Annotated in this window: 12 protein-coding genes; 8 read left to right on the forward strand and 4 right to left on the reverse strand. The window is 67.5% G+C overall.

All coding sequences use genetic code 11. From position 1 onward, the window contains the following. From OXG79_04755 to OXG79_04770, 4 genes are all read left to right on the forward strand, one after another. A partial coding sequence (locus OXG79_04755) for a restriction endonuclease (protein MCY3783077.1) occupies positions 1-887 on the forward strand: 887 nt, incomplete at its 5' end. A 115-nt stretch (positions 888-1002) separates the two neighbouring features. Beyond that, positions 1003-2055 (forward strand): hypothetical protein, encoded by a 1053-nt coding sequence (locus OXG79_04760; GenBank protein MCY3783078.1) that lies wholly within the window; start codon positions 1003-1005, stop codon positions 2053-2055. A gap of 143 nt (positions 2056-2198) precedes the next feature. Further along, a complete protein-coding gene (locus OXG79_04765) occupies positions 2199-2513 on the forward strand; it encodes a hypothetical protein (GenBank protein MCY3783079.1) in 315 nt (104 codons plus the stop codon). 568 nt (positions 2514-3081) lie between these two features. Beyond that, on the forward strand, positions 3082-3834 hold the full coding sequence (locus OXG79_04770) for an HAD family hydrolase (GenBank protein ID MCY3783080.1): 753 nt from the start codon (positions 3082-3084) through the stop codon (positions 3832-3834). A gap of 222 nt (positions 3835-4056) precedes the next feature. Here OXG79_04770 and OXG79_04775 read toward each other — a convergent pair whose 3' ends face one another. Continuing rightward, positions 4057-5394 carry a sialidase family protein gene (locus tag OXG79_04775; GenBank protein MCY3783081.1) on the reverse strand — a complete coding sequence of 446 codons (1338 nt, stop codon included), beginning with the start codon at positions 5392-5394 and terminating at the stop codon, positions 4057-4059. 272 nt (positions 5395-5666) lie between these two features. On the opposite strand from OXG79_04775, the gene OXG79_04780 reads away from it, so the two are divergent. Both OXG79_04780 and OXG79_04785 read left to right on the forward strand, forming a co-directional pair. After that, complete coding sequence (locus tag OXG79_04780; protein MCY3783082.1) at positions 5667-6425, forward strand: HAD-IA family hydrolase; 759 nt, start codon at positions 5667-5669, stop codon at positions 6423-6425. A gap of 1 nt (position 6426) precedes the next feature. Continuing rightward, positions 6427-6828: a secondary thiamine-phosphate synthase enzyme YjbQ gene (locus OXG79_04785; GenBank protein MCY3783083.1), complete on the forward strand. Its 402-nt coding sequence runs from the start codon at positions 6427-6429 to the stop codon at positions 6826-6828. Between the two features lie 99 nt (positions 6829-6927). Here the strand turns inward: OXG79_04785 and xylB are convergent, their stop codons facing one another. From xylB to OXG79_04800, 3 genes are all read right to left on the reverse strand, one after another. Further along, positions 6928-8445 (reverse strand): xylulokinase, encoded by a 1518-nt coding sequence (gene xylB / locus OXG79_04790; GenBank protein MCY3783084.1) that lies wholly within the window; start codon positions 8443-8445, stop codon positions 6928-6930. 41 nt (positions 8446-8486) lie between these two features. Beyond that, on the reverse strand, positions 8487-9257 hold the full coding sequence (locus OXG79_04795) for an SDR family oxidoreductase (protein MCY3783085.1): 771 nt from the start codon (positions 9255-9257) through the stop codon (positions 8487-8489). A 121-nt stretch (positions 9258-9378) separates the two neighbouring features. After that, entirely contained in the window at positions 9379-10395 is a 1017-nt protein-coding gene (locus tag OXG79_04800) for an NAD(P)-dependent alcohol dehydrogenase (GenBank protein MCY3783086.1), read from the reverse strand. Between the two features lie 230 nt (positions 10396-10625). Here OXG79_04800 and OXG79_04805 point away from each other — a divergent pair, with 230 nt between their 5' ends. After that, positions 10626-12308, forward strand: coding sequence for a formate--tetrahydrofolate ligase (locus OXG79_04805; GenBank protein ID MCY3783087.1), 1683 nt, complete (start codon positions 10626-10628; stop codon positions 12306-12308). A 160-nt stretch (positions 12309-12468) separates the two neighbouring features. Then, positions 12469-13674, forward strand: coding sequence for a sialidase family protein (locus OXG79_04810; protein ID MCY3783088.1), 1206 nt, complete (start codon positions 12469-12471; stop codon positions 13672-13674). The last annotated feature ends 18 nt before the right edge of the window (positions 13675-13692 follow it).

Raw genomic sequence — 13692 nt, forward strand, 5'->3', positions numbered from 1 at the left:
CCGCGGCGCAGCTCGAGGACGAGGGGTGCTATCCGGTCCAGGGCAACCGCTGGAACCGAGGCGCCGAGGCGTACGTGCCGCTCTACGAGGGCAAGATGGTCCAAGCCTTCGACCACCGCGCCTCCAGCGTCGTCGTCAACCCCGAGAACCTGAACCGCCCCGCCCATCCGCGCGAAGCCACGCCCGAAGAGCACGCCAATCCCAACTGGCTGCCCGATCCGCAGTTCTGGATCGACGAAAAGGCCGTTGAATGGCCGGAAGAACTGGCTTGGGCAGTCGGCTTCAAGGACGTCACCGCTCCGACAAACGTCCGCACCATGATCGCGTCAATCGTGCCGCGCTCGGGCGTTGGCAACACCTTGCCGCTTCTGATCCCCGACCCCGCAGACGTCCACGACTATCGAGAGAGTGCTTGCCTCTGGGTCGCTTGCATGAATTCGTTCGCGTTTGACTTCATCGCCAGACAGAAGGTCCAAGGGCAACACTTGAACTGGTTCATCGTCGAACAGCTCCCAGTCATCGCCCCCGACGCCTACGACCGTCGCTTCGGCGGGGTCACCGCCGCCGACCTCGTGCGGGACCACGTCCTGCGCCTCACCTACACCGCGCACGACATGGAGCCCTTCGCCCGCGACCTCGGCTACGGCGGCCCGCCTTTCACCTGGGACGAGGAAGAGCGCCGCCACCTCCGCGCCCGCCTCGACGCCCTCTACTTCCACCTCTACGGCCTCGACCGCGCCGACGCCGCCTACGTCCTCGACACCTTCCCCATCGTCCGCCGCGAAGACGAAGCCCAATTCAACGGCCGCTACCGCACCAAAGACCTCATCCTCGCCTACATGAATGCTCTCGCAGTGGCCGACACAGAGACCATAGTCTCGCTATGAGGCCTACTATTTCAACGCACCATCTTTGGATCCATCGCGTGTCACAAGTCCTCCACAGCCTGATGGGCCGTAGACCAGCCGTATCTCCACATCAAATCTGCAGCGAGCGCATCCCATGAGCATCGAGATTGTCCTCTATCCGCCATCTGTGACAAGATCGTCTCTGTGCGATCACCTCCGCACTTCGAACTTCCAACCCACGAAGCATCTTTGGAATTGGCCCGCTGGATCAAAACACTTCCATTGGTTCGAGCCCGTCGACTACACCTCCTTCGACGGTGTCGAAGCAACTGTATATCTGACTAGTGAGAAGGAACGAAAGAACTTCTCGCAGTCAACCTGGGCGTTGCACACTAGAACTCGGGCGTCGGCAAGCATCGGTGACAAGAACAAGCAGAATGAAGTGATTCGATCGGCCCGCAGACGATTCGGCGGCTCATTCACAAATGACTGGTACGGTACGAATAGGTATACGCCAATCGGTCCAGATCCACGAGATGCTGTAGCTCGAGGGATTTATCTATCGTACGAGTACGTAAGCGAGAGAATCTCAGCTGTAAAGTATGCACTTCCAGAGCCGAACGAGACTTTTGAGAAGCTGGCGGAGACCGACCTTGAACCATTGTCGCGCTTGGATCCAGCGCGTGTTGTCTACAATGCCCTCGTTCCGTTTGCGGTTGCAGCGTTGGAACACTTCTTTTCAAACTCATTCAAGATTCTGCTCCAATATGATAAGAACGCCCAAACGAATCTCTTGGATCAGAATCGTAAAGTGGACATTGCTAATGTCGTTGCAATTCGGGACGGATCTAAATCCCTGGAGGACATCGTTGCAAACTGGTATAGCTTTCAGAGCATCGCGGGCATACATAAGGCATATAACGAATGGTTGAATGTTGATGTGTGGTCGATTCTTCGCAAACGCAAGAGACTCGGCGATCGATTGCCTAGGCTAGAAGACGAGCTTACAAGATTGATTGAGTTTCGTCACGGTGTAGTCCATAGATTCGATCTAAATCTGAGGCTCAGGAAAGATAGTTCTGAGGAGATATTCGATCTGGTGGCACTAGTGATTGACGAATTCACAGGACACCTCGAAAGCCTTCGGGGAATTCCGATTCGAGATGCTACGATCTTTGATACCCGCACGAGGGCAGGCAAAGACTAGATCCACGTGATTTGCCACATTCGATCGTCCACACCTAGATAGCAGGGAATCCGGGCTGACCGGGGTCCAGTCTCACGCCGCACGCAGCGCGAGCCGCCGAAGAGCATGGCCATCAAAAGGGTGGCGGCAAAATGGAGCGAAGGATGACGGCGAGCCTCAAAGGTGAGTTCCACCGGGCCATGCTCGACATCTATCAGGCCGCTGCCGAACTCGGCTACCGGCCTACCCGCTTCCGGCAAATGGTCCATAAGCATGGCGGGGTGGGGACGGCCAAGCGATTGCTTAGCGGACCCATGGCGCAGTCGGGGTTGACCACATTGTGGGAGCTTGGACGGCTGGACATTTCCATGGAGGCGCTTGTGGTGCAGGAGCGGTGGGCGCCGCTGTTCAGCGACGAGGAGCGCCGGGCGGCGCGGGATCGACTAAGCGCCTATGGTTATGACCCGGCTTCCAGGTAGCGACGGCCTCGGGGCGGTGATTCTGCGCCTTAGATTCCTCGCTGCGCTCGGAATGACACATGGGGCGCGCAAGATTTCAGAGCGCATGCCCAGGTCTTTAGTTCGCCGTCGAAGTTAAACCCCGAACGTGTATAAAAACCCCGGGCCTCCAGGTTGGCGACCGCGCCGCGCACTCCCGACGTGCGCCGCTGAATTGCCCGTGATTCCGGCCTTGCGCCGGAGTGCAGGCCCGCAGCCCGCGCCCGAATCACCCGCCATGTCACTCCGAGCGCCTCCACATGTCACTCCGAGCGCAGCGAGGAGTCTAAGGGGCAAAGGGACGGCACAGCGTCCTTAGATTCCTCGCCTTCGTTCGGAATGACAGGTAGGTTGCGCCAGAAGGCCGAACCGACGCGCCGAGGCGAGCGCCCCCTCATCCTCACCTTCTCCCGCCGGGGGAGAAGGGACCGGAGGCACACCCGGCGCGGCCGAGGCGTCGGGCGCCCACTAGGGACGCCCCTACATGGAACCGCCGCGGACGGAACCCACGGACCGTGGCTCAGACCGCGCCGCTCGTTAGACTCGCGGCATGGCGATTCGGGGTGTGCTGTTCGATCTGGGCGATACCTTGGTCACGCAGGAGCCCTTGGTCGGGTCTCCCAGCAACCGCCAGGGCGCGGCGCAGGTTGCCGAGGCGTTGGGGCGGCTGACGGAGGTCGCGCCGACCGCCGAGCAGCTCACCGATCCGCTGGGCGAAACCCTGCAAGAGGCGCTGATCGAGTCTTACCAGGGTGAGTGCGCCGTGCCGGACGCCCGGCGGGCCTTCCTGGAAGTCCTCGACCGCTTCGACATCGAGCCGCCGTCCGAGCTCATCGACCTGCTGCTGCCGTTGTACTTCGGGCCGCACTACGCGCGGATGACCGTCGATCCGCTCGCCGTCCGCACGCTGGAACTGCTGCGCCGGGCCGGCGTGGGCACGGCCGTCGTGGGGAACCTGATCCATGGCGAGGAGTTGCTCGTCGAGCGCCTGCGCGCGTTCGATCTGCTGCGGCTGGTGGACGCCCTGGTGCTGAGCACCGAGTCCGGCTGGATGAAGCCGCATCCGGTGGCCTACCGCGAGGCGCTGCGCCGTCTCGACGTCCCGGCTGCCGACGCGGTGATGGTGGGCGACGACCTGGAAATCGACGTGCGCGCGCCGCAGGCGCTGGGCCTGCGGGCGATCTGGCTGCGCCGCGACTCCGCACCCGGCCTCGGGTCGGTCACGCCCGACGCGATCATCGACGATCTGGGCGGGCTGATTCCGGCCATCGCGGAGCTGGACGCTGCAGAGACGCCAACCTAACGGGCTGAGGGGTGACTGCCCCGAGGCGACGGCAAGCGTTGTGCCAACTTGCCGGCCCCTTAGATTCCTCGCTGCGCTCGGAGTGACAGAAGGGGGACGCTCGCCTGCCGTTCGTGGTGAGCCTGTCGAACCATGAACGGCCCTTCGACAGGCTCAGAGCCTGCCCCGTACTCGATACGGGGGCGAATGGATCTGTGGTGGAAGGCGCCCGGACTCAGCGGCCTAGCGCGGCAGCCAGGCGTCGTCGAGGACCTCCTCAGTCAGCCGCTTGCCGAGCAGATAGGTCGTGTTGTCGGGATACCAGAGCACCTGCTCGCCGGCGTAGTCGGTGAAGCTGCCGTAGAGGGGCATGCCCCCGCCGCGACCGGTCACCGAGTGGACGGCGTACTCGTTGTCGGCCAGCACGTGGGGACGCCCGAACACCAGCGGCTGACCGCCGGGGTTGTCGATCTCGCGTCCCACGCTGACGCAGACGGGTCGGCGCGCCTTGCCGTCGCCGGGTCCGTCGGCCCCATGCGCGGTGCCGTCATTGTTGTGGAAGAAGAGCAGAAACCGACCGTCGCGCAGCTTGTGTAGCGGGCAGGGCGACGAGGGGTGCGGGATGGGCGGTCCGCCGGGCTGAAATCGCAGGGGCGCCGCCTCGGACCACGACTCGCCGTAGTCCTCGGACACCGAATACCAGATCCAGCCGGTCATGGTGCGCATCACGGCCAGGATGCGGCCGTCGGAGAGGTTTTGGATGGACGGCTCCATGGCGCAGCTGATGCGCGCGTCGCGGGGATGCTGCACCTGGATGCCGTGATCGGCGTCCGGCCAGGTCGTGACCACCAGGTCCGCCGGGTCGTCCACCGTCATCACATTGTCGAAGCGCAGAAACCAGCCCTCGTGATGGCGCAAGTTGAAGCCAATCTCCGGCGTCACCGTCTCGAACTGTCGCTGATAGTGGTTGGATGCCCAGCGCGTCATCGGGCAGATCACCTGGCCGCGGCGATTGACGATGGGCGCCTGCCAGCCGGTCGGCACCCAGCTGCTGAGCATGGCGGGGTCGGGATCGTCGATGGCCCCGCGCCCGATGACCGCGTCGTGCCGCTCGCCCCAGGTGACGCCGTCGTCGTCCGACACGCGCCAGGACAGCACGCCGGTCATCCCGCGGTCGAAGTCCACCGGCCCGGTGTTGCGGTGATAGAAGAGCCAGACGCGACCGCTATGCGGCACCACCACCGGCACCGACCACACTGGTACCTTGCCGGAGTCGTCCGGCGGCGCCTCGACCACGGTGGGGCGGCTCCAGGTGCGCCCGCGGTCCTCGCTGCGGGCCGTCACGATCCGCACATTCACGCCGTGGAAGTGGTCCCCGGCCTGGGTCCACGTGGCCAGGAAGGCTCCCGTGGTCGTGACCGTGACGATGAAGTGGGTGTTGCCGTTGTCCCACGGCCCGTCGGGACGCGGCCCGGTGTCGTGCTCCGGCGTGTCGTCGTCGGCGGGAACGTAGACGACGTAGTCAGGATTCGTGCGGAGGGCGTCGCGCCAGCGAGCGGCGGCGGTCGATTTCGGAGGCATGGAAAGCACCCTCAAAGGCGGGACGCCGCGGCCTCGAGCACCGGTGGCCCGGTCACGGCCAACGCCATCCCGACGAAAGCGCTTCCATCATCCCACCCTGGCGGAGACCATGCTCATCCCGGAGGATCCGAGACGCTTGCCCCCTTCGTCATTCCCGCGAAGGCGGGAATCCACCCTTCACTGAACCTGGGGGGTGAATGGAGTCCTCGCGGCCATCCTTTGCCACACGCCATTTCGCAAAGGTCCCGAGGTCGCGGGTGGTAGGTTCCGCTGTGACCACCTCGCTCCCGGCGGCCGTGTTCTTCGATGCCTACGGCACGCTGATCCACTTCCCGGACGACCCCTCGCCGTTCGACTACATGGCCGGCGCCTTACAGCGGGCGGGGGTCGACCTGCCGCGCGCGCGCCTCGACGACGCGTTGCACGCCGAGATGCGCTACTACAAGGCGCACTACGCCTCCGTGCGCACGGCCGATGATCTGGAACGGCTTCGCATCGAGGACGCCCGGGTGTACTTGGATGCGCTGGGCGACACTGGTGCGGTTCCGCTCGACCTGAACCACGTCGCCGACGAGCTGGCGGCGGCCTTCGAGAGCCGCGTGCTTCCCGACGCGCATCCGGCCATCGACCTAGTGCGAGCGGCCGGCGTGCGCGCGGCCGTCCTCAGCAACTTCAGCTACCTGCTGCCGCTGGTCTTCGACGAGGTTGGACTCGGCGACCGCCTGGACCCAATCGTTTTCTCTGCCGCCGTCGGCGCCGAGAAGCCCGACCCGCGCATCTTCGCCGCCGCCGCCGCTGCTGTGGGCGCCGATCTTGCCGACTGCGTGCTCATCGGCGATGACTTCGTGAACGACGTCGACGGCGCTCGGCGCTGTGGCATGCCCGTGGTGTGGCTCGCGCGGGACGGATCGGACGCCCCGCCGGGCGTGGCCACGGCGCGAAACCTGGTGGACGCCGCCCGGCTGGCGCTGGGGTCCGGCTGGCGTGAGTTGTCCCCCAGCGGATGCACGCCGCCATCGGCGGACGCCTGACGTGCGGCCGGCCACGCTGCGCGTCGCCACCGCCGCGCGAACGTCCGTGCACCCAATCGGCCGGCAGATCCAGGCGGCCCTCGACACGCAGGACGTCGCGGACGGCCTGCTGCTGGTCAGCGTCCCGCACACCACCTGCGCCGTGACGCTGAACGAACCAGAACCGGGACTGCTCGACGACCTGGCCCGGGCGCTGGAGCAACTGGTGCCTTGGCGCGGCTCCTACGCCCACAACCGCGGGTCGGAGGACAACGCGGCTGCGCACGTCCGCGCCGCCCTGCTGGGTCATCAACTGCTCGTGCCGATCGTCGACGGTCGGCTCCAGGTCGGCGTGTGGCAGGACGTACTGCTCGTCGAGTGCGATGGCCCGCGCACGCGCACGGTCGAGCTGCGCCTGGTCTAAGGGCGACGTTTCGGGGCCTTTGCCCTTGCTCCAATCCGTTCGTTACTCCCTTCGACAGGCTCAGGGCGAACGGATTGGGGCCTGTAGATTGGGGCAGGGTCATTCCTGCAGCGACGCAACCTCAGCAAACGAACCCGCGAGCGCCGGATAGAGGTCCCGGTATAGGCGGTAGGTCGCCTCGTAGACGGCGTGGGTGCCCGCGTCCGGCGGGACCTTTTGGGATTGAGACGCCGTCGCCGCGCATGCCTCCTCGACCGAGCCGTACACCCCGACCGCAACTCCCGCCAGGAGAGCCGCGCCGAAGGCCGGGCCGCGGTCCTCGGGCTCGAGGCTGATCGGAAGGCCCAGCACGTCGGCCACGATCTGCCGCCAGAGCGGGCTGCGCGCGCCGCCCCCGGCGATCTTGACCCGGCGCGCGGGCAGGCCGAGCTCCTGGATGATCTCCAGTCCATCGCGCAGGCTGAACGCCACGCCTTCGAGCACGGCGCGGACCACGTCGCCGCGCCCATGGGCCGTCGTGAGGCCGAAGAGCACGCCGCGCGCGTTGGGATCCAGATGCGGCGTGCGCTCGCCCTGCAGATACGGCAGCCAGACGAGCCCGCGACTCCCGGCGGGCGAGACTGCCGCCTCGCTGGTCAAGGCGTCGTAGGGATCACCGTCTCCCGCGTCCGGCGCGCCCAGCGTGTCGCGCACCCACCGCAGCGAAATTCCGGCGCCCTGGGTGACGCCCATCACGTGCCATGCCCCCGGCAATGCGTGACAGAACGTGTGCACGCGACCGGCGGGATCTATTCGTGGCCAGTCGCCGGCCACGAATACCACGCCCGACGACCCGATGGTTACGAGCGCATCGCCCGCGGCGACGATGCCCGCCGCCACCCCTCCCGCGGCCTGGTCGCCCGCGCCCGCGGCAACGGGCAGTCCGGCGGGCAGGCTCAGGGCCTCTGCCGCCGCGACGGTCAGCGCGCCGGCCGGTTCGGGTGATTCGACCACGCGCGGTAGCCACTCCCGGGGAATCTCCAGGTCGCGCGTCATGGCGTCCGACCACTCGCGCTTGGCCACGTCGAACAGCGCGGTGCCCGAGGCGTCGGCGACGTCGGCGGCGGCCTCGCCGGTGAGACGCAGGCGAATGAAGTCCTTGGGCAGCAGCACGCGTCGAATCCGGGCGTAGGAATCGGGCTCGTGCTCGCGCACCCACAGCAGCTTGGGCGCGGTGAAGCCTTCCAGCGGCGGGTTGGCGGTGCGCGCGATGACCTCAGCCAGCCCGATCTCGCGTTCGATGGCCTGCCGTTGCGCGGCGGTTCGCTGGTCACACCAGAGAATGGCCGCCCGGATCGACTGGTCGCGCTTGTCCAATAGTGTCGCGCCGTGCATCTGGCCGGTGAGCCCGATCCCCCGAATGGCCGAATGGTCGGGCGCGGCCCGGACGCACGCGCCGAGCGCCTCCACCGCCGCCCGTTCCCAGGCGTCGGGATCCTGCTCGGCCCAGCCGGGCCGCGGGGTGTCCATGGGGTATTCGGCGGCGTGGGTGGCCAGAATCTCACCGGAGCGCGCGACGAGCACCGCCCGCGCGCTGGTGGTGCCGAGGTCCAGGCCCAGCAGCAGGTCGTCGGTCATTGGGGCATCAAGCGGGGCGCGGACATCTCAGCCGAAACCGCTCACCAGGCGGTGACGCCGCCATCGACGACCAGGTCGTGGCCGGTCACATAGGCCGCGGCATCGCTGGCAAGAAAGACCACCGCTCCCTGGATCTCCTCGATCTCCGCCATGCGGCCCATCGGGGTGTCGCGCGTCCAGATCGGCCGGGCCGGGATCATGTGCGGCGCGTTGACCATCTCGGTGCGGGTGTAGCCGGGGCTCACGGCATTGACGCGCACGCCGTGCTCCGCCCACTCGGCGGCCAATGCGCGCGTGAGGTGAACGACGCCGGCCTTCGATGCGCTGTAGTGCGCCTGCTGCTGTGGGCGGTTGATGATCTGCGCCGAGATCGAGGCCACGTTGACGATCGCGCCCCGCCCCTGCGAAATCATCACGCGGCCGGCCTCCTGCGAGCACAGGAACACGCCCTTGAGGTTGGTGTCGAGCACGCGGTCCCAGTCGTCCTCGGGCATGTCCACGGCGTCGACCCAGGTGGTGATGCCGGCGTTGTTGACCGCGATGTCCAGGCCGCCCCATTCGTCGACCACGGCCTGCACCGCGGCGCGCACCTGATCGGAACTAGTCACGTCGGCGTGGATCGCCTTGGAGCGAACGCCGAGCGACTCGATCTCGGCGACGGTGCGCTCAAGGGTCTCCTCGGTGCGACCGCACACGGCGACGTCGGCGCCGGCCTCGGCCAGCGCTTGCGCCAGGCCTTTGCCGATGCCGGTGCCGCCGCCGGTGACCAGCGCGCGGCGGCCGTCGAGTCGGAAGCGGTCAAGGACGCTCATGGGCGCAGACTGCGGCGGCCGGGGCGGCCGAGGTTGGGGACTCTGGATTCCTCGCTGCGCTCGGAATGACAAAGGGGGCCGGAATGACAGAGGGGGGCTGGACCGAGATGGAGCGGCTGCATCAGGGCTCGACCATGACCTTGATGCAGGCGTCCTTGCGCGACCGGGCGAAGTCCATGGCTTCCTGCACGTCGTCGAGCGGGTAGTGGGCCGAGACGAGCGGTTCCAGATCGACGCGCCCCGAGGCCACGAGCTCGATGGCCTTGGGCCAGGTGTGGGCGTAGCGGAACACGCCCGCCACGTCTAGGCCCTTGTCGATGATGTGATTCGTGTCGATCGGCGCGGTGTCGTCGGGGCTCAGCCCCACCAGGACCACGCGACCACCGCGCGCGGCCAGACCAATCGACTGCACCACCGTGGCCGGGGCGCCGGCGGTCTCGAAGACCACGTCGAAGCTGTCGGCCAGCTCGGAGGCGACGTCGACCTCGCGGGCGTCGACCGTGCGCTCGGCGCCAAGCTCGCGGGCCTTTTCGAGACGGAAGTCGACGACGTCGACGACGGTGACGGCGTCGATGCCCTGGCTCTTCAGGCTCAGCAGGGTCACGAGCCCGATGGGCCCGGCCCCCAGCACGACCGCCCGATCTCCCAGGACGGCTCGACCGCGCTCGACGGCGTACAGCCCGACCGAGAGCGGCTCGATGAGAGCCGCGGCGTCGTAGCTCATACCGTCGGGAATCTTGAAGCAGCGCGAAGCCGGGTGCGCCACGTATTCGGCGAAGGCCCCATGCACCGGCGGCGTGGCCATGAACACCACGTCGGGGCAGAGGTTGTAGCGGCCGGCCTGGCAGTGCTCGCACCCATGGCAGGGGACGCCGGGCTCGATCGACACCCGGTCGCCGGGCGCGAGGTGTGAAACCTCAGTACCGACGGCGACGATCTCGCCGGACGGCTCGTGGCCCAGGATCAGCGGCTGCTCCACGATGAAGCGCCCGATGCGCCCGTGCTCGTAGTAGTGGATGTCGGACGCGCAGATGCCGACCGACCGAATGCGAACCAGCGCCTCATGGGGCGCCGGAGCCGGGACGGCGCTCTCGCGGACCCGGATGTTGGCGGTCCCTTCAAGATAGGCGGCCTTCATGCTCGATCTTCGCTCACCTGCGCCAGCCGGACTTCCTGCACGATACCGCGCGGCGGCGGCAGCGGGGGACTTGGCCCGGCTCGTGGTGGTTCGACTCCGTTCGTGGTGAGCTCGTCGAACCACGTCCTTCGACAAGCTCAGGACGAGCGGAATCGGCGAGCCGATACGGCCTGCGGTTTAATAGAATCCGCGCCGATCGTGTCGTGCCGCATGCCAGCGCGGGAGAGCCTATGAGCCCTTCGCAACCGCCGGACATCGAAATCGCGCAAGCCGCCAGGCTGCGTCCCATCGAGGAGATCGCGGCGCAGGTCGGACTGACCGGCGATGAGATCGAGACGTATGGCCGCACCAAGGCCAAGGTCACCCAGGCGGCGATGGCGGCACGGCGGGACGCGCCGGACGGTGACCTGGTGCTGGTCACGGCCGTCACGCCCACGGCGGCCGGCGAGGGCAAGACTACGACCACGATCGGGCTCACGCAGGCGCTTCAACGCCTGGGGCATCGGGCCATCAGCGCCACGCGCGAGCCATCGCTGGGACCGGTGTTCGGCGTCAAGGGCGGCGCGGCGGGCGGCGGCTACGCACAGGTGGTGCCGATGGAGGACATCAATCTGCACTTCACCGGCGACTTCGCGGCGGTGACCTCGGCGCACAACCTTCTGGCGGCCATGCTGGACAACCATCTGCACCAGGGCAACGCGCTCGACATCGATTCGCGGCGCGTGCTGTGGCGGCGGGTGATGGACATGAACGACCGCGCGCTGCACGGCATCGTCGTGGGCCTGGGCGGTCGGACGCGCGGCGTACCGCGGGAGACCGGATTCGACATCACACCGGCGTCCGAGGTGATGGCCATCCTCTGCCTGGCGCGTGACCTGGCGGACCTGAAGGACCGCTGTGGCCGCATCGCCGTGGCCGACCGGGGTCGCGGCGCCTACGTCACGGCCGCCGAGCTGGAGGCGCAGGGCGCCATGGCCGTGCTGCTGCGCGACGCGGTGCAGCCCAACCTGGTGCAGAACCTGGAGGGCGGCCCGGCGCTGATTCACGGCGGGCCGTTCGGGAATATCGCGCACGGGTGCAGCACGCTGATCGCGACCCGGCTGGCGCTGAAGCTGGCAGACCTGGCGGTGACCGAAGCCGGGTTTGGCGCCGATCTTGGCGCGGAAAAGTTCCTCAACATCAAGTGTCCGGCGGGCGGGCTGCGGCCCCGGCTGGCGGTCCTGGTGGCCACGGTGCGCGCGCTCAAGCTGCACGGCGGCGCCGACCGCCGCGAGCTCGATACCGAGGACCTGGAGGCGCTGCGCGCGGGCCTGCCGAACCTGCAGGCGCACGCGGAGAACATGGCCAAGTTCGGATTGCCGGTGGTCGTGGCGGTCAATCGCTTCCCCAGCGACACGGACGCCGAGGTGGACCTGGTGATTCAGGCGGCCGGTGCGTTGGGCGTGCCGGCGGCGGAGTCCACCGTGTTCGCCGACGGCGCCGCCGGCGGCGAGGCACTGGCGCGGCAGGTGCTGCGCGCGCTGGAGGCCGGCGGCGACAACTTCGCGCCGCTGTACGAGCCTGAAGCCACCCTGACCGAGAAGATCGAGACGGTCGCGCGCGAAGTCTACGGGGCGGACGGCGTGGACTACGCGGGGGGTGTGGAGCGTCGGTTGCGGCGCATGGATCGCGGAGTGGCGCGCGGGTTCCCGGTCTGCATGGCGAAGACGCAGTATTCGCTGTCCGACAACGCGTCGCTGCGGGGTCGGCCCCAGGGATTCCGCATCACGGTGCGCGACGTGCGGCTGTCGGCGGGCGCGGGATTCGTGGTGCCGCTGACCGGCGACATTCTGACGATGCCGGGGTTGCCGCGGCGACCGTTTGCGGTGGGCATGGACGTGACGCCGGACGGGACGATCTCGGGGCTGGCATAGGCGTTTCCAGCCGCCGCCGACCGCCGCGCCACACCTTCAATCGGATAGCGGATCCACATCCCATGGCCCGATTCGGCGCGCGGCGACGAATTGAGGCATGGTAGGGCGCAGATGGGATCGGCCCGCGCATGCGCGCGGCGGCTGACTGGGGAGCGCGCCGATGATCACCGAGGCCACCTACACCCGCGACGGGCGCACCGCGACGATCCGCGTCGAACGCATCGACACCTGGGTCGAAGACACCGCGAGCATCGTGAACTTTCCGGGAATCCTCGAGCTGGACGGCCGGCTCATCCTGACCTTCGCCCGCTCGCGCCACGGCGCCGAGCACTCCCACAAAGAGGACCCCTCCCGCAGCATGGAGTCCTTCGACGACGGCGATTCCTGGCAGCCCGGGCCCGACGAGAACCCGCTCAACACGTACGACCCGATAACCGGCCACACGAACGACGGATTTGGCGGCGGGTGCGGTCGGCTCCGCGACGGCACGATCGTCCACATGAGCCACAGCACGGTGATTCACCTCGACAACGGCTATGACCGCTCTCGGGGTCATATGCACGAGCAGTTTCAGCAGGACGACCCCACGTTCCGCTTTCAGCGGGCCACGAGCGACGGGCAGCTTCTCGAGCGGTTTCCGTTCAAGGTTGCCGGCATGCCCTGGGGGCGCCGGTCCTATCAGGTCTACTCGCCGATCCTCGAAATGGACGACGGCGACCTGCTGGCGGCGATGGAGTGGGTCGAGCTGCTCCCGGAGGAGCGGTGGCGTCACGAGGCCCACGGCCGCGTCTGGAAATACCTCTTCGGCGTGTTCATCGTGCGTTCCGGCGACGGCGGGCGCACCTGGGACTACGTGACCCAGTTCGATCCGGGCCAGGTCAAGCCGGTTTATGGGATCAGCGACCGGTCCGTCGACGAGGGCTTCGACGAAGCCCACATGGCCAAGCTGCCGAACGGCGACATCCTCTGCGTGATGCGCACCGGCTCCTATTCGCCCCTGTGGCAAGCGCGATCGCGCGACGGCGGTCGGACGTGGGACGCGCCCGAGTCCATTGGGTGGCCGGGAGCCAAACCGCAGCTGGAGGTCCTGCCGAATGGGGTGCTCGCGTGCGCCTCGGGACGCGGGTCCTACGGTCATCCCCAGGTGACGCACGTGATGATCAGCATCGACGGCACCGGGCATCAGTGGGAAGCGCCCTTCAACTTCCACACCGGTCCAGGCTGCTCCTACACCACGACCATGCAGCGCGACGGCAAGCTGCACGTGATCTACTCGGACTCCGACTTCACGCGCGACATGGGGACGCACGGGCTGCCCGTGCAGCGCATTCGCCGCGCCGTCATCGACATCTCCACCGACGCGTGAGCACGGTCCGTCACGTCC

Source organism: Chloroflexota bacterium (assembly GCA_026706485.1).
Lineage (GTDB): Bacteria > Chloroflexota > UBA11872 > UBA11872 > UBA11872 > JAJECS01.